Annotated in this window: 14 protein-coding genes; 2 read left to right on the top strand and 12 right to left on the bottom strand. The window is 71.9% G+C overall.

Translation table 11 applies throughout. The annotated features are described in order from the left end of the window. Positions 1–2: 2 nt before the first annotated feature. The 8 genes from SSPS47_RS24175 to SSPS47_RS24140 form a co-directional block, all read right to left on the bottom strand. The gene (locus SSPS47_RS24175; protein ID WP_239065035.1) at positions 3–1,658 is read right to left on the bottom strand and encodes an ATP-binding protein; all 1,656 of its coding nucleotides are present in this window, start codon (positions 1,656–1,658) and stop codon (positions 3–5) included. A 238-nt stretch (positions 1,659–1,896) separates the two neighbouring features. Continuing rightward, entirely contained in the window at positions 1,897–2,277 is a 381-nt protein-coding gene (locus SSPS47_RS24170; RefSeq protein ID WP_147873758.1) for a DUF6221 family protein, read from the bottom strand. A 302-nt stretch (positions 2,278–2,579) separates the two neighbouring features. After that, the gene (locus tag SSPS47_RS24165; protein ID WP_164252850.1) at positions 2,580–3,482 is read right to left on the bottom strand and encodes a CopD family protein; all 903 of its coding nucleotides are present in this window, start codon (positions 3,480–3,482) and stop codon (positions 2,580–2,582) included. Between the two features lie 106 nt (positions 3,483–3,588). Continuing rightward, complete coding sequence (locus SSPS47_RS24160) at positions 3,589–3,804, bottom strand: EF-hand domain-containing protein (RefSeq protein WP_078074982.1); 216 nt, start codon at positions 3,802–3,804, stop codon at positions 3,589–3,591. Between the two features lie 115 nt (positions 3,805–3,919). Further along, complete coding sequence (locus SSPS47_RS24155; RefSeq protein WP_078074983.1) at positions 3,920–4,429, bottom strand: ATP-binding protein; 510 nt, start codon at positions 4,427–4,429, stop codon at positions 3,920–3,922. 261 nt (positions 4,430–4,690) lie between these two features. After that, positions 4,691–5,461, bottom strand: a complete 771-nt coding sequence (locus tag SSPS47_RS24150) for an enoyl-CoA hydratase-related protein (RefSeq protein ID WP_078074984.1) — start codon at positions 5,459–5,461, stop codon at positions 4,691–4,693. A gap of 125 nt (positions 5,462–5,586) precedes the next feature. Further along, positions 5,587–6,846, bottom strand: a complete 1,260-nt coding sequence (locus SSPS47_RS24145; RefSeq protein WP_164252849.1) for an Ig-like domain-containing protein — start codon at positions 6,844–6,846, stop codon at positions 5,587–5,589. 248 nt (positions 6,847–7,094) lie between these two features. Further along, entirely contained in the window at positions 7,095–8,318 is a 1,224-nt protein-coding gene (locus SSPS47_RS24140) for an Ig-like domain-containing protein (protein WP_164252848.1), read from the bottom strand. 150 nt (positions 8,319–8,468) lie between these two features. Between SSPS47_RS24140 and glgX the strand changes: the two genes are divergently transcribed. Then, on the top strand, positions 8,469–10,889 hold the full coding sequence (glgX, locus tag SSPS47_RS24135; RefSeq protein WP_239065034.1) for a glycogen debranching protein GlgX: 2,421 nt from the start codon (positions 8,469–8,471) through the stop codon (positions 10,887–10,889). A 48-nt stretch (positions 10,890–10,937) separates the two neighbouring features. Here glgX and SSPS47_RS24130 read toward each other — a convergent pair whose 3' ends face one another. From SSPS47_RS24130 to SSPS47_RS24115, 4 genes are all read right to left on the bottom strand, one after another. Next, positions 10,938–11,576, bottom strand: coding sequence for a response regulator transcription factor (locus SSPS47_RS24130; protein WP_164252847.1), 639 nt, complete (start codon positions 11,574–11,576; stop codon positions 10,938–10,940). Beyond that, positions 11,539–12,849: a sensor histidine kinase gene (locus SSPS47_RS24125; RefSeq protein WP_164252846.1), complete on the bottom strand. Its 1,311-nt coding sequence runs from the start codon at positions 12,847–12,849 to the stop codon at positions 11,539–11,541. Before SSPS47_RS24125 ends, SSPS47_RS24130 begins: the two co-directional genes overlap by 38 nt. A 131-nt stretch (positions 12,850–12,980) precedes the next feature. Beyond that, positions 12,981–13,724: an ABC transporter permease gene (locus tag SSPS47_RS24120; RefSeq protein ID WP_164252845.1), complete on the bottom strand. Its 744-nt coding sequence runs from the start codon at positions 13,722–13,724 to the stop codon at positions 12,981–12,983. A 1-nt stretch (position 13,725) separates the two neighbouring features. Next, complete coding sequence (locus SSPS47_RS24115; protein ID WP_164252844.1) at positions 13,726–14,736, bottom strand: ABC transporter ATP-binding protein; 1,011 nt, start codon at positions 14,734–14,736, stop codon at positions 13,726–13,728. Between the two features lie 204 nt (positions 14,737–14,940). Here SSPS47_RS24115 and SSPS47_RS24110 point away from each other — a divergent pair, with 204 nt between their 5' ends. Beyond that, positions 14,941–16,851 (top strand): ABC transporter ATP-binding protein, encoded by a 1,911-nt coding sequence (locus SSPS47_RS24110; RefSeq protein ID WP_164252843.1) that lies wholly within the window; start codon positions 14,941–14,943, stop codon positions 16,849–16,851. Positions 16,852–16,989 lie beyond the last annotated feature (138 nt).

The raw sequence follows: 16,989 nt of genomic DNA, 5'->3' as shown, positions 1-16,989 counted from the left end.
ACTCACATCTGTCCTTCTGGGGGGTGGGGGACGGCGGAGGAAGACGGGCCGTGCAGGCCCTCGTTGGGGGCGGAGTCCACGGCCGGGTCCGGGGCGCCGGACGCGGTGGACGCGGTGGACGCGGTGGACGCGGTGGACGCTTCCGCGGGCTCGTCGGGGGACGGCAGGGAGCGGCAGCCCTCGAAGAACTGCTCCATCCAGTCGCCGGCCTCTTCCGGTGAGCCGGGCGGGGTGACGGCGGAGGGGGCGGGCGTCACCGCCCCGGCGCGGGGCGCGTAGTCCTCGCGCCGCGAACGCCGCTGCGGGAGCCGTCGCCCGGTGCGCGGCGGGCCTGCGTCGGAAGCGGGAGCGGGGACGACGGGCGCGGCGGCGGGCGCCGGTGTCCCGGCCGGTGCGGGCGCGGCCCCGGGCTCCGTTCGCGGCGTGGGGGCCGGCGCGGGCGCGGGGACCTCCGGGACCGGGTGCGTCGCGGGCAGGACCCGCCCCGCCGGCGTACCGGCGGGCGCGAGCGTTTCCAGTACGTCCACCGGCACCAGGACCACGGCGCGGACACCGCCGTACGGCGAGGGCCCGAGGTCGACCTGGAAGCCGTGCCGTTCGGCGAAGCGGCCCACGACGGCGAGGCCGGTCTGCGGGATCTCGCCGACGTCGCCGACGCCGAGGAGCCGGCGGCCCGACACGATCTCGCGCGCCTCGGCGAGCCGGTACTCGTCCAGGCCGAGACCGCCGTCGTCGACCTCGATGACCGCGCCGCGCTGCACCGTACGCACCGTGACGGGCACGCCGGTCTTCGGCGGCGAGTACTCCGTGGCGTTGGCGAGCAGTTCGGCCATGAGGTGGATCAGCGGTTCGACCACGGACGGGGTGACGCCCACGTCGGGGTCACCGCTGACCTCGACGCGCTTGAAGGCGACGATGCGGCCGGACGCCGCGCGGACGACGTCCACCAGCGCGAGCGGCCGCTGCCACTGCTGGCCGGGCCACTCGCCGCACAGCACCTTGAGGCTCTGCGCGTGCCTGGCCTGCTGGGTGGCGGCGTGGTCCACCAGCATGGTGGTCTCCAGCAGGTCCGTGTCGCCGGGGTAGCGGTCGGCCAGACCGGTCACGGTCGCCTGGATCCGGTGGGCCGACGTCTGCACCCGGCTCGCCAGCTCGACCAGCGACAGGCGCTGCGACTCCTCGCGGTCGTCGGCCTCCTCGGTGACGGCGGTCAGCAGCCGGTCGAACCACTCGGCGACGCCCGCGCCCAACTCGTCGTCGCTGTACTGCGGTCGCGGGATCTCGGTCCGGGAGAAGGCCGCGGGCAGCCGCTTCGTGACGAGGAACTCGACTTCCGCGCGCACCAGTTCGGCGCGTTCCCGGGTCCGCCGGTGCCAGTGGGCGTCACGGCCCGCCGCCTCGGCCCGTACGCGATCGGCCTCGGCCCGCCGCTCGGCGGCGTCCGACACGGCGTCACGGTGCCGTCTGCGCAGGGTTTCCATGACGACCGGTAACAGCAGGGCGAGCGCGCCGTACGCCACCGCCGCCCCGATGTGTACGCCGGCCAGGGCCACCGCGCCGACGGCGACGGCGCACAGGGCCAGAAGCTGCGCCACCGGCCACAGGAGCCGCGCCCCGCGGTCACGTGACGGGGATGCGGGCGTGGGGGATCGGACCATGGGAAACCTTCGAGTTGGCTGAAGTCGATGTCCGGCGGTGAGTCGTCCGCCGCGGTCCATGGGTGGTTCTGGATGGGCGCGACTCGTCAACTACCCCCGTGCCGGACATTGTTGAGTGATCGTATATCCGATCGGCATATGAGGCGGTCACTTCACGAACACGGGCGGTGACCTGCCCGATTCACTCCGCGACCGCCCATGCCCGAGCCCGAACGGGCCTCCGTTCCGGGGCAGTTGGCTACCTCGCGAAACGCGGCAGCCATCTCGCCTGGTAGTCGCTGTGCCCGGCGTGCTCCGCCGCCATCTGGCGGACGACGAAGCCCAGCCCCACCGCGCGGCCGGAGGGGAAGTCGTGCTCCGGGCGGTCGACGTCCAGGTGCGCGACCTCGGCGTACTCGCCCAGGAGCACTCTGCTCGTCTCGATCCGGCGCAGCGTGCGCGCCGGGTCCTGGAGGGCGATGTGGCGGTCGTACCCTTGCGTCCGCACGCTGAAGGAGATCCCGCCGGACCGGTCGTGGACCTCACCCGGCGCCTCGGGCGGACACCGCCAGCTCTCCCCGCCGGCCGCCCGTGCGACCTGCTCCTCCTCGTCCAGGCGTGCCCGAACAAAAGCCAGCATGTCCGTGTTCTCTGCTCTCACGATCCGTGATCCTTCGCCGTGCCGCTCATCTCGTACTCGTCCACGTCGTTCAACAGAGTTTGCCGCACGGAGGTAGCGGCGGACACCTCCGCCGTCCGCGACGGCGGGATGTGTCTCCGCGCGCCCCTCGACGACTCTCCTCTCCCGCTCCACCCTGCCCGGCCGGGTCCGGAGTATTGCCGCGCGGCAGCCCGACACGCATCGCTACGATCATCGCCCCGGAAACTCCGGTACCCGCCGATCACGTACGCGATGTCCCGGGAGCGGGGCGGCCGAGTTGTTCAGCGCGTGCTGAGCCAGTGCGGGTCCGGGACGACCGTGAGAACGGCGGAGAGCAGCACCACGGCCGCCAGGACGACGAGTTCGACGCGGGCCGCCCGGTGCGCGTCGTGGCTCAGCAGCAGGCGCCGGCGCGCCAGCAGGGCCAACGCGCTCGCCACCGCGACGAGTACGAGCTTGGCGATCAGGACGCGGCCGTACGCCGACGTGACGACCACGTCGGCGGGCAGCCGGCGCAGCGTGGACAGCGTTCCGGTGGCGGCCAGCACGACCAGCAGCCAGACGGCGCCGCGCGCGTAGCGGGTCAGCACGGCCCGGCCGTCCGCGGGATCGGCGTGCCGCAGCCACATGGTGCGCAGGACATGGCAGAGGCCGCCGGCCCACAGGGACGCGGCGGTCAGGTGGACGACCGTGAGCGCCGTGCCCAGTTCCGGGGTGTACGGCTCCGGGTGGGCGCGCAGCGCCTCCGCGAGGACGACGCCCGCGAGCGGGACGAGCGCCCGGCGGGGCCGGCCCGTACCGGCGCAAGCGGCGGCGAGCAGGAAGCCGTTGGCCATGACGAGCAGCAGGCCGCCCTCGCGGGTGCCGTACGTCGCGGGGATGTCGAGGTCGCTCACCACCGCGAGGACCGCGATCTGTCCGGCCGAGGCGGCGGCTCCGGCCAGCGCGGCGGGCAGCGCCAGGGAGCGGGGCAGCGGACCGGTGCGGGCGAGGGCGGCGCCGGCCAGTTCGCCCAGGTGCAGCGCGAGCGCGGTGAAGACCGCGGCGCGCAGGAGGGAGGTGGTGCCGGCGGCGGGTATGCGCAGCTCGCCGGTGCCGCGCGAGGCGACGGCGGCGCCGTACAGCACGACGAGCAGCGCCAGCACGGCGCCGCCGGCGCCGACTGCCCCGGCCCGTGTCGGCATCCTCGCCCCCTCCCGCGCGGTGGCCGGTCGGTCCCCCGGTCGCCGGACGGGCCCGGGAGCCCGTCCGGCGACCGAGGACGAGCGCGACGCGCGGCGGCTACAGGGCCTAACCCTTGGCGCGGGACGCCAGGAATTCCTCGAAGGTGAGGAGGCCGTCGTTGTTGGAGTCGTGGGCGTTGATCACGGCCTGGGCCACGGTCTCCGTCACATGGAAGTCGCCGAGCTGCGCCATCGCGCTCTTGTACTCCGCCGCCGTGATCAGCCCGTCGCTGTTCCCGTCGAAACGGTCGAACGCCTTGCGCGCCTCTTCGATGTCCGCCACTGCTTCCGCCCCTTCTTGATCCCTACTGACAGGGGTCAGATTATCGGCACATCCCCGCTGCCTCGGCGGCAGGCGCCGAGGCTCCCGGCGACACCGCTTTCCAGGGACACGCCCCTCAGGGACGGCGGTCCGAGACCCGCATCTCGAACCAGGTCGTCTTGCCGCGCGGCAGCAGATCCACGCCCCACCGGTCGGAGAGCTTGTCCACCAGGAACAACCCCCGTCCGCTGGTGTCCATCTCGCGCACCGGCAGCAGGCAGGGCAGTCCGCGGGAGGGGTCGCGCACCTCGACGCGGATCCAGCCGCGGCGGCGCAGCATCCGCAGGCCGAAGACGCGTGCCCCGGTGTGCCGTACGGCGTTGCCGACGAGTTCGGAGACGAGCAGCACCGCGTGCTCGGCCATCTGCGGGGACAGCGCCCACTGGCGCAGCACGACGACATGGGTGAGTCTGCGCGCCGCCAGGGCGGACTCGGGGCGTGACGGCAGCCGGACTTCCGCTTCCGTCGGATTGCCGAAAAGTTCGAGCACTCCGCGCGCCTGTTCGTCCTCGACGGCCGGCGTCAATCGCGTAGCGGCCGCGTCGCCGCCATGCCGCGGTTGTTCCACACCCTCAAGGCCCGCCATGCGTCCATCATGGCTGCCCAGACGGGCCGCCGGGGGCGTTCCGAGGGATTCGGCACCCCCGAACAGGCCACCCGCACAAGGGAGTTTGGCATATGACCGTGGCAGAAAGCCGCCCTCGCTACCCATCCTGATCTGCGATAACACGTCACACACAGGTGATCACCGGATGTGATCAACCGCTCCGCCTTAAGGTTGCCTTAAGGCGGAGCTGAGCCGGGCACCAGGTTGACGCACCCGCTCCGGTGTCCAACCACGGTGCGGTCAGAGGAACTTGGCCTTGCCCGGCCCCTCCTCCACGAAGCTGCGCATGCCGCGCTCGCGGTCCTCGGTGGCGAACAGGCCCGCGAACCAGTTGCGTTCGATCGCGAGGCCCGTCTCCAGATCGGTCTCCAGACCCGCGTCCACGGTCTCCTTGGCGGCCCGCAGCGCGAGGGCCGGCCCCTGGGCCAGCCTCGCGGCCCACGCGTGCGCCTGCTCGTAGACCTCCTCCGGCGGTACGACGCGGTCCACCAGCCCCATGGCGAGCGCCTCGGGCGCCTTGACCTGACGGCCGGTGAAGATGAGGTCCTTGGCCTTCGAGGGGCCGATCAGCCGGGCCAGGCGCTGGGTGCCGCCCGCGCCCGGGATCAGGCCGAGCAGGATCTCGGGCTGGCCGAGCTTCGCGTTGTCGGCGGCGATCCGGAAGTCGGCGCACAGGGCCAACTCGCAGCCCCCGCCCAGCGCGTAGCCGGTGACGGCGGCGACCACGGGCTTGGGGATCCGCGCCACGGCCGTGAACGACTCCTGGAGGGCCCGGGACCGTACGACCATCGCCGCGTGGTCCATGTCGCGCATCTCCTTGATGTCCGCGCCGGCGGCGAACACCTTCTCGCCGCCGTACAGGATCACCGCCCTGACGTCGTCGCGGCGCCCGGCCTCCGCAGCGAGTTCGAGGAGGCGGTCCTGGATCGCGATGTTCAGCGCGTTCATGGGCGGGCGGTCCAGCCGGATGGTGCCGACGCCGCCGGAGACTTCGAGATTCACAGATGACATACCAGGCAGATTAGGGGGTGCTGTGCGCGAGGACGCCGGTACGCGGAAGGGCCCGGCGCATCCCGGTCGGGGTGCGCCGGGCCCTCGGGGGACCGCGTGGGGACTGCCGGCGGGCTACTTCGGGACTACTTCGTCCACTGCGCCCAGGGCATGTTCCAGCCGTTGAGGCCGTTGTCCGGGGCGATCTTCTTGTCGTCGGAGTTCTTCACGATCACCACGTCACCGATGATCGACTGGTCGTAGAACCACGCGGACGGCATTTTCTTGTCGTAGCCGCCCCGTACGTCGCGCAGTCCGACGCACCCGTGGCTGACGTTGGCGGAGCCGAACGTACCGGCGGACGCCCAGTAGTTGCCGTGGATGAAGGTGCCCGACGTGGACAGCCGCATCGCGTGCGGCACGTCCTTGATGTCGTACTCGCCGCCGAAGCCCACCGTGGCGCCGTTCATCCGCGTCACCTTGTGCTTCTCGCTGATGACCATCTCGCCGTTGTACGTGGTGGTCGACGGCGCGCCCGCGGTGATCGCGATCTTCTTGATCTGCTTGCCGTCCTTGACGATCTTCATCGTCTTGGCCTTCGCGTCCACCGTGGAGACCATGGAGCGGCCGATGGTGAACTTCACCGTCTTGGCCTGCTCGCCGTAGACCCCGGGACGTCCCTCGACGCCGTCGAGGTTGAGCTCCACGGTCACCTTCGTGCCCGCGGCCCAGTACTTCTCGGGCCGGAAGTCGAGCCGGTCGTTGCCGAACCAGTGCCCCTCGACGGGTACCGACGGCTCCGCGGTCACCTTGATCGCCCGCTCGACCGCCTCGGGATCGGTGATGCCACGGGTGAAGTTGAGCGAGACCGGCATGCCGACGCCGACCGTCGATCCGCCCTCCGGCGTGTAGTGGCCGATGAAGGTGTTCTTCGGTACGAGGGTGGTGAAGGTGGTGTCCTTCGCCGACACCCGGCCCTCGGAGTCCTTGGCGATGGCGTGCACCGTGTACTTGGTGGCTCCGGCCAGGTGCCGGGCCGGCTCCCAGGCGGTGCCGCCAGCGGCGATCTTGCCGTCGACCGCGTTGCCCTTGCCGTCCTTGACGTCGACGGTCGTCAACTTGCCCTTGCTCGCGGTGATCTTGAGCGCTCCGCTCGTCGCGACCGACTTCGCGCCGTCCTTGGGCGCGATCGTCACGACGGCCTGGGAGGCGGCGTTCTCGACCTTCCCGCCGTCCTTCTCGCCCTTGCCGTCACCGCTGTCGCCGCCCTCGCCGCCCCCACCGCCGCACGCCGTCACGAACAGGAGCAGGCCCCCAAGCGCGAACGCCGCGAGCCCTCTGCCCCGTCCCGCCCGCCGTGCCCGGCCGGCTTCCGCCGATGCCCCCGATATCGGCTGCCCGTTCAATGGTCGTCTCCCCTCACACGGCCGGGCCCCGCCTCGGCCTCGGAGCCGGGTGCGAACGACGCACGACCGGGCTCCACACCCCCACGCGCTTTGCTCGCGCGCACGGCGCTAGATAATCACACCGCGAGCCGTCCCGGACTCCCCGGGATTGTCACTGTTCCGTTCCAACGTCTCCCGGAATCAGGGACGGTCACGCAGGTGAGGGTGGGTACGGGGCCGGGTCCTGGGAGCCGTACGGCTCCGTGCCGTCAGCCGGCGACCGCGGAACCCGCCTTCCACTTGGGCCAGTCGAGGTTCCAGCCGCCCAGCCCGTTGTCCGGAGCGACGGTCCTGTCGCGGGAGTTGACCACTTCCACGACATCACCGACGAGCGTCCTGTCGAAGAACCAGCCCGCCGGGGTGTCCGCGCTGCCGCCCTTGACATCACGCAGTCCGACGCACCCGTGGCTGACGTTGGTCGAGCCGAACGTGTCCGGCGTGGCCCAGTAGTTGCCGTGCAGGAACGTCCCCGATGTCGTCAGGCGCAGGGCGTGCGGCACGTCCTTGATGTCGTACTCACCGCCGAAGCCGACCGTCGCGCCGTTCATCCGCGTCACGTCGTACAGCTCGGTGACGACCATCTTCCCGTTGTACGTCGTGGTCTTGGGCGCCCCGGCCGTGATCGGCACCGTCGAGACCAGCGCGCCGTCGCGCCGTACCTCCATGGTGTGTTTCTCGGCGTCGACAAGGGACACCTGGGAGCGGCCGACCGTGAACCCGACGGTCTTCTCCTGGATGCCGAAGACCCCCGGCGCGGCCTGGACGTCCCGCAGCCGCAGATCGACCGTGACCTCGGTGCCCGGCTTCCAGTACTCCCGGGGCCGGAAGTCCAGCCGGCGGTCGCCGAACCAGTGGCCGACGACCTCGACCGGCGGGTTCGAGGTGACGCGGACGGCGCGCTGGACGGCGGCGCGGTTCTCGATCTTCCGGTTGAAGTCGAAGGAGACGATCATGCCGGTGCCGACGGTCGAGCGGTTCTCGGGCTGGAAGTAGCCGATGAAGCGGTGCTTCGGCACGGCGGTGGTGAAGGTGGAGTGGCGGGCCGATCTGCGGCCATCGCCGTCCACGGCCACCACGTCGACGCTGTATTTGGCCGCGAGGACGACGCGCGCGTCCGCGTCCGGCGACCACACGAGTCCGTCGTCGGAGGTCCGGCCCGGCAGCTTCGTGCGCTGCGCGCCGTCGACCCGCGCGACCTCGACCCGCTCCAGCCGGCCGTCGGGAACCCTCACCTCGATCCGGTCACCGCGCTTGATGTTCCTGGCCCGGTCCTCGGGGCTGATACGAATCGTGTCCCCAGGCGCCCGGGACTTGCTTTCGGTGAAGGTCTCGCCGACGGTGCAGCCCGTCAGTCCGGCCAGCCCCGCCATCAGGCCTGCGCATGTCAGAACGGCTGCGGCGCCGGTCCTTGCCCGCTTCAGTACGTGTGTCACGACCCCCCAACGACGACCCCCCTGCGGGGGAAACGTGAGCGGGGGCCTTCCGGCGGGCAGAACACGTGGGAGGACCACGCGAGGGGGAGCCACGGCCGGGACGCCGTGGCCGCCGGATGCGCGGGCCCGACGAGCCGGGAGGCCTGACAGGTGGCGAGCGCAGCCGAGCAGGAGACAGTGCGGGAACCGGTCCGGGATCCGATGATGGATCATGTGAGAGATCCGGTCGAAGAGGTCGAGCCGGGCGTCGGTACGGACGCCGGGCGGAGGGCGGTCAGCGGGACGGAGGCCGCCGGGGAGGCGGCCGCCGCCGCTCCCCCGCCCGAGGTGTGGCCAGGAGCGCCGACACCGCTGGGAGCGCGGTACCGGGTGGGTCCGGACGGGGTCGCGGGGACGAACTTCGCCCTGTGGGCGGGCGGCGCGGAAGCCGTCGAGCTGTGCCTCTTCGACGACGCCGGAGCTCCGGACGGCGGCCCGGCCGAGGACGCGGCCTCTGTAGGAGGCGGCGCCGTGGGAAGCGGTGTCGTGGAAGGCGGCGCCGTGGAGACCCGCCTCCCACTGACCGAGCTGACGCACGAGATCTGGCACGGTTTCGTACCCGGCATACGCCCCGGACAGCGGTACGGCTTCCGTGTGCACGGCCGCTGGGACCCCTGGACGGGCGCCCGCTGGAATCCGGCGAAGCTGCTCCTCGACCCGTACGCGCGCGCCGTCGACGGCGACTTCGCGCTGCCTCCCGAGGTGTACGGCCATGTGCGCGACTGGCCGCAGCAGCAGGTCGCCGACACGGTGCGCGACGAGCACGACTCCGCGCCGCACGTCCCCAAGGGGGTCGTCGTCCACGACGACGCCCCCGACGACACCTGGGCCGACGACCGGCGGCCCAAGACGCCCTGGGCGGACACGGTCATCTACGAGCTGCACGTACGCGGCTTCACCATGCGCCATCCGGGCATCCCCGACGAGCTGCGCGGCACCTACGCGGGCCTCGCCCACCCGGCGGCGATCGAGCATCTCGTACGGCTCGGGGTGACCGCCGTCGAGCTGCTGCCGGTGCACCAGTTCGCCCACGAGGACCATCTGCTGCGGCGCGGGCTGCGCAACTACTGGGGCTACAACTCCATCGGCTACTTCGCCCCCCACGCCGACTACGCGGCGGGCGGCACCCGGGGACAGCAGGTCGGCGAGTTCAAGCGGATGGTGCGCGCCCTGCACGACGCCGGGATCGAGGTCATCCTCGACGTCGTCTACAACCACACGGCGGAGGCGGGCGAGCTCGGACCGACGCTGTCCCTGCGCGGTATCGACAACCGCGGCTACTACCGCCTCCAGGCCGACGCCCGCAGATACAGCGACTACACGGGGTGCGGCAACACCCTCCATGTCGTCCAGCCGCAGGTCCTGCGCCTGATCACGGACTCGCTGCGGTACTGGGTCACGGAGATGGGTGTCGACGGTTTCCGCTTCGACCTGGCGGCGGCGCTCGCCCGCTCCATGCACGACGTCGACATGCTGTCGCCCTTCCTGGCCGTGATAGCGCAGGATCCGGTGCTGCGACGGGTCAAGCTCATCGCCGAACCGTGGGACGTCGGCGACGGCGGCTACCAGGCCGGGTCCTTCCCGCCGCTGTGGGCCGAGTGGAACGACCGCTACCGGGACGCCGTACGCGACTTCTGGCGCGGTGCCACCCCGGACGTACGGGATCTGGGCTACCGGCTGTCCGGGTCGAGCGATCTGTACGCGTGGGGCGGCCGGCGTCCGTACGCGTCCGTCAACTTCGTCACCGCCCACGACGGCTTCACGCTGCGCGACCTCGTCAGTTACGAGCACAAGCACAACGAGGCCAACGGCGAGGGCAACAGGGACGGCACGGACGACAACCGCGCCTGGAACTGCGGCGTGGAGGGCGAGACCGACGACGCCGGGATCAACGCCCTGCGGCGGCGGCAACTGCGCAACCTCCTCACCACCCTGCTGCTGTCGACGGGTGTGCCGATGCTGGTCGCGGGCGACGAGATGGGCCGTACGCAGGGCGGCAGCAACAACGCGTACTGCCAGGACAACGAGACGAGCTGGCTCGACTGGTCCCTGCTCGACCAGCCGGGCTCCCACGGCCTCTACCGGCTCACCCGACGGCTCCTGGCGCTGCGGCACGCCCATCCGGTGCTGCGCCGCCGCGCGTTCTTCTCCGGCCGCGCACAGGCGCCCGACGGGCTGCGCGACCTTGCGTGGTTCCGGCCCGACGGCAAGGAGATGACCGAGCGGGACTGGTACGCGCCCGCCTCGACGCTCGGGCTGTTCCTGTCGGGGCGCGACATCCCCGGGCGCGACGCCCGCGGGCGGAAGATCACCGACGACAGCTTCCTCGCGGTCCTGCACTCGGGCTCCGGGCCGCAGGACTTCGCGCTGCCCGGCGAGCCGTGGGCGCGGTCGTACGAACTGGTGGCCGACACCTCGTCGGAGGACCAGGAGGAGGAGCCGGGCACGGTGCTGGACGGGGGGAGGGTCACCACGGTGCCGGCGCGGTCGGTGCTGCTGCTGCGCGTACGGGGGTGGGACGCGGCCTCCTGAGGAGGGCGGGCGAGCCGCCGCCTCCTCGGGAGGGAAGCGGCGAGGGGCTCAGCCGAGGATCTTGCGGTCGTACCCCACCGCGACCGCCGCCGCCCGGTCCTTCACACCCAACTTGGCGTATATGTGCGTGAGATGGGTCTTCACCGTCGCCTCGCTGATGAACAGCTCGGCGGCGATCTCGCGGTTCGACGTGCCCCGCGCGACGAGTTCGAGGACCTCGCGCTCACGGGCGGAGAGCGGTTCGTTGCCCGCGGCGGGCGTACGGACGCGGGAGACCAGCCGGGACGCGACGGCGGGCGACAGGACCGTACGTCCCTCGGCCGCCGCCCGTACCGCCGTGAACAGCTCCTCGCGCGGCGCGTCCTTGAGGAGGTAGCCGGTGGCGCCCGCCTCGATCGCGGGGATGGTGTCGGAGTCCGTGTCGTACGTGGTGAGGACGAGCACCTTGGCACGGGCGCCGCGCCGGGTCAGGGCGGCTATCGCGTCGACTCCCCCGCCGTCCGGCATCCGCAGGTCCATCAGGACGACGTCCGGGTCCACACGGAGCGCCAGCTCGACCCCGGCGACGCCGCCGGACGCCTCGCCCAGCACCTCGAAGCCGTCGGCGGATTCGAACATGCCGCGCAGACCGTCCCGTACGACGGGATGGTCATCGACGACGATCAGGGTGACGGTCCGCTCCGGCATGACGGACCAAAGGTACGCGAGCCGAGACCGCCGTGCCGCCGCCCACCTCCGACTCCACGGTGACGGTGCCCGCTATGCGCTCCGCGCGGGCGCGCATCCCGTCGAGTCCGAACCCGTTCGAACCGGAGCGCGGGCGCAGCACGAGGGGGTCGAAACCCCGCCCGTCGTCCCGTACGTCGAGGGTGATCTCGTGACCCATGTACGAGAGGGTGACGCCCGCCCGGTCGGCCGCGGCGTGCCTGGCGGTGTTGGCGAGGGCTTCCTGGGCGATGCGCAGCAGCGTGGCGGCGACCTCGTCGTGCAGGGGCTCCTCCGTACCGGTGACGGTGAACCCCGCCCGTACACCGGTCCGGTCGGACCACTCGGCGACGGCCTTCTTCAGTGCCTCGGCCAGGGTGTCGTGGTCCAGGGCCGCCGGGCCGAGGTTGCGCACCGAGCGGCGTGCCTCACCGAGGCTGTGGCGGGCGAGGGCGGCGGCCCGTGTCAGATGCTCGCGGGCCAGCTCGGGGTCGGAGGTGGCGGTCACCACCTGGAGCTGGGCGATGATGCCGGTCAGCCCCTGGGCGATGGTGTCGTGGATCTCGGCGGCGAGCCTGCGGCGCTCGTCGGCGACGCCCGCCTCCCGGGCCTGGACGAGGAGCTGGGCGTGCAGCCCCGCGTTCTCCTCCAGGGCCTGCTCCAGACGGGCGTTGGCCTGTTCGAGCTCGGTGATGGTCGCGGACCGCTCGGCGGCGACCTCGGACTCCCTGCGGCTGAGATGGGCGAAGACGAGCGTGAGCGAGCCGTTGAGCAGGAGGAGCCCGGCGAAGAGGACCCACTGGAGGAGACCGCCCGGTGGCAGTCCCCCGGACTGCGAGCCCGCCATGATGACGGCGTGGACGAGGAGTCCGGCCCGGACGGCGCGCTCGGGCAGCAGATGCCCGCTGTCGAAGTAGCCGAGGACCGCGTAGATCGCGAAGAGCGGGTTGAGCCACGTGAGGAGGAAGGCGATGACGGTCCGCAGGCCGTAGTAGACCAGGCCGGCGGCGGACGGCTCGCGCTCGTGCAGGGGCCGACCGCGCCCGACGCGGCCCCGGCACAGCTGGAGGACGACGGCGAGGACGACCAGCGCCCCGGCCGTGTACTGCGCGCTGCGGGTCATGCCGAAGGCGTCCACGCTGAGGGCCGAGACCACGGTGGACAGCGCCAGCAGGGCGTAGGGGCCCCACCGGTGGAACTGTTCCCACCGCTCCTCCACGGAGACCGGCACACGCGCCGCCCTGGCTGTCGTCATCCCCACAGTGTGCCCCGTCCCGGCCGGCGGTCGGAGGGGGCCGGAACGGCTGCGGACCCCCCTGTGGTCCGCAGCCGTTCCGGCCTCCGCGTCCCGCCCCGGCACCAGTTGCCGCGACCGCCCGCCGGTGGTCATTCCCAGCGGAACCAGCGGGCGGCGCCGGCGGTCAGCACGAGCGTCCACAGAGCCATCACGCCCAGGTCCGCCCAGTGCGGCCAGCCGCCGCGCATCGCGGCGTCGAGCGCCTCGGACGCGGCGCCCATGGGCGAGTAACCGACGATGTCGCGCAGCAGGTCGGGCATCGCCTGGACGGGCAGCCACACGCCCGCTGTGAACATCGACGGGAAGAACAGGGCCGAGCCGATGGCCTGGCCCGCCTTCTGGGTGGAGGCGATCGCGCAGACGAGCCCGCCCAGCGCCAGGGCACCGGCCGTCGAGAGGACCAGCGCCACCAGATAGCCGGTGATCTGACCGGGCAGCGCCACGCCGAAGGCGATCCTGCCGACGGCGATCGCCAGCACGGCCGAGGCGAGCGCGGCGCCGCCCAGCAGTACGAGCTGCGAGACGAGCAGCGTGGTGGGGCGCACCGGTGTCGTGGACATACGGCGCAGGATGCCGCGTTCGCGGTAGCCGATCAGGACCGGCGGCATGGCCTGGAGCCCGGCCGTGATCACGGCGAGCAGGGCGGCCACGGGGACGTACAGGTCGATGACCCGTCGGCCGCCGAGGGCGGTATCGGGCTCGTCGAAGCCCGGGATGAGTCCGAGGATCACCATCAGGAGGGTCGGGAAGGTGATGATCCAGAAGAGCACCCCCGGCTCGCGGCTCAGCAGGCGCGCCTCGGTCCTGAGGACGGCGGTGGAGGCGGAGGCCATGTCAGACCCTCTCTTCGGGCTGCGGTGCGGTGGCGGTGGCGGTGGTCTTGGTGACGGTGCCGGGGGCGGGGGCGGGGGCGGGGTCGTCGGTGTTCGTCGCCGACGCCGTCCCGGTCCGGGTCTCCGTGAGGTCGAGGAACGCGTCGTCCAGCGTCGCCTCGGTGACCCGGAGCTGGTGCGCCGTGACGTGGTGGCGGGCGAGCAGCGTGATGACCGCGTTGACGGTCTCGTCGGTGCCGTTGATGACGATCCGGTCGCCCTTCGTCTCGACGGACACCGCCTTGGGCAGCGCGGCCAGGTCCTCGTCGCGCAGCGGCTCCGACGGCGTGAAGGAGACGACGGTGGACGCCGCCGAGCGCGCGATCAGCCCGGACGGGGTGTCGAGCGCGGCGACCTTCCCCCGGTCGATCACGGCGATGCGGTCGCAGAGCCGCTGCGCCTCCTCCATGAAGTGGGTGACCAGCAGCACGGTCACCCCGGAGTCCCTGGTCTCCTCGATCAGGCTCCAGGTGTCGCGCCGGGCGCGCGGGTCCAGACCGGTGGTCAGCTCGTCGAGCACGACCACGCGCGGACCGCCGATCAGGGACAGCGCGATGAACAGCCGCTGCTTCTGGCCGCCGGACAGCTTCGCGAAACGCGTCGAGAGCTTGGCCTCCAGGCCGAGACGGCCGGCGAGCGGACGCCAGTCGACGGGCCTGGGGTAGAACGCGGAGTACAGCTCCAGCGCCTCGCGCACCGTCAGCTTCGGCTGGAGTTCACTCTCCTGGAGCTGTGCGCCGAGGAGGTGTGTGACCTGCTCGTGGTCGCCGACCGGATCGAGTCCGGCGACCCGGACCGTACCGGCGTCGGGGACCCTGAGTCCCTCGACGCATTCGACGGTCGTCGTCTTGCCCGCACCGTTGGGACCGAGGATCCCGAAGATCTCGCCCTCCTCGACGGTGAAGTCGACACCGTCGACGGCGGGCTCTCCCCCGTAGGCCTTGCGCAGGCCGTTCACTTCGATGATCGCCATGGCAGCAGGATGCCGCCGCGCGGCGCGGGGCGGCATCGGCCATCGCGCTCGACCTCGTATCAACCGATCGGTTGATGCCGGCATCAGCCTCGGTGGACGCGGACGCCGACACCGACGCCGACGTCCTCGGGGGCGCCGACACCGACGCCGACGTCAGCCGGAAATCGGTGGGCACTGTCAGTGGTGATACGTAGGCTCGCCTTGATGCCGACCTCCGAAGATGTATCTACCAAGGGCCCAGCCGCCGTCCAGAACCGCTCGGCCGTGCGTTCGCTGCTCAGGCTGTGGCCGTATGTACGGCCGGTGCGTGTGCGCCTGTTCAGTGCCGCGTTCGTCGCGGTGCTGGCCTCCTCCCTGGCCCTGGTATTCCCCCTCGTACTGAAGTGGATGGTCGACGGCCCGATCGCGGAGGGTGACACGGGCGGCATCTGGCGCGGCGCGCTGTATCTGCTGCTGCTCGGGATCCTCGAAGCCGTACTCTTCGGCTTGCGGCGGTGGTTGGTGGCGAGGCCGCTGGCGGGGGTCGAGGCCGCGATGCGGGCGGATCTCTACCGGCACCTCCAACGGCTGCCGATCGCGTTCCACGACCGGTGGCCCTCGGGTCAGTTGCTGTCGCGCGGCACGACGGACCTGATGCTGCTGCGTATGTTTCTGGCCTTTCCGCTGACCTTCCTGCTGGTGAACGGGACGACGATCCTCGTCGGCTTCCTGATTCTGCTGATGCAGGAGTGGACGCTCGGGCTGGTGCTGCTGGCGCCCGTGGTGCCGCTGGTGATCCTCTGCTCGGTCTTCGAGGCGAAGTACTCACTGGTCGCCCGCAAGGCGCAGGACCAGGTGGGCGACCTGACGACGGTGGTCGAGGAGAGCGTTCTCGGCGTACGGATCGTGAAGGGCTTCGGCAGGCACCGCAGCCAGGCTCTCGCGTTCCGGGCGCTCGCGGAGCGGCTGCGCGGTACGGAGCTGGGCAAGGCCCGCCTGCTGGCGGGCATCTGGGCGCTGATCATGGTCATCCCCGAAGTGGCGATCGGCGCGGCGCTGGTGCTGGGCACGGTCCAGGTCGCCGACGGTCATCTGTCCACCGGCACGCTGGTCGCCTTCCTGTCCACGGCTCTGGCACTGCGCTGGCCGGTGGAGTCGATGGGCTTCCTGCTGGCGATGAGCCAGGAGTCGGCGACCGCGACGGAGCGGTACTTCGAGGTGATGGACGCCAAGGAGGAGACGGCGGACGCGGTCGGGAGCGGGGGCGGAGGCGGGGGCGGAGGCGGAGGCGGGGGCGGAAGCGGCACCTTCCTGGGGAAGGAGTCCGACGGGCTGCGCTTCGAGGGCGTGTCGTTCCGGTATCCCGACGCCGAAGCCGGGTCCGTGCCCGTACTCACGCAGGTGGACCTGCACATCAGGTCCGGCGAGACGATGGCGCTCGTCGGCGCGACGGGCTCCGGGAAGACGACGCTCACCGCGCTGGTGCCCCGGCTGCACGAGGTGACGGGCGGGCGGATCACGCTCGACGGCGACGACATCGCGCTGATGCCCCGGCAGCGGCTGCGTGAGCTGGTGTCGGTGGCGTTCGAGGAGCCGACGCTGTTCTCGGCGACCGTCGGCGACAACGTCCGCATGGGCGCCGAGAGCGCGGACGAAGCGGCGCTGCTGCGGGCGCTGGACGTGGCGCAGGCGGACTTCGTCCAGGACCTGCCGCACGGTGTGCACACGGAGGTCGGCGAGCAGGGACTCAGCCTCTCCGGCGGCCAGCGTCAACGGCTGGCGCTGGCCAGGGCGGTGGTCGGCGGACCGCGCTTCCTGGTGCTCGACGATCCGCTGTCCGCGCTCGACGTCCACACGGAGGCGCTGGTCGAGGCGGCGCTGCGCCGGGTGCTCGACGAGACCACGGCACTGGTCGTGGCGCACCGGCCGTCGACGGTGATGCTGGCGGACCGGGTGGCGCTGATCTCGGACGGCCGGATCACGGCGGTGGGGACGCACCACGGACTGCTGCGGGACAACGCGGAGTACGCGTGGCTGATGTCCGGGGCCGACGCGGAGACGGGGTCGCGGTCAGGAGCCGGCTGCGACGAGGGAAGCGACACGGGGGCGGAATCCGTCGAGAGGAGCATGGGATGACGTCGTCGCCGACGACCACGAGCGACGGCCCGACCGAACCGGGGCGGGACGACGCCGGCACGGTCCCCGACGCCGGGACCGGGACCGATGGCACGGGACGTACCGCCGGATCGGATCCGACCGCTCCGACCACCGGGG

The sequence above is a fragment of the Streptomyces sp. S4.7 genome (assembly GCF_010384365.1).
Lineage (GTDB): Bacteria > Actinomycetota > Actinomycetes > Streptomycetales > Streptomycetaceae > Streptomyces.
This window is presented reverse-complemented; position numbering and strand designations above follow the sequence as displayed.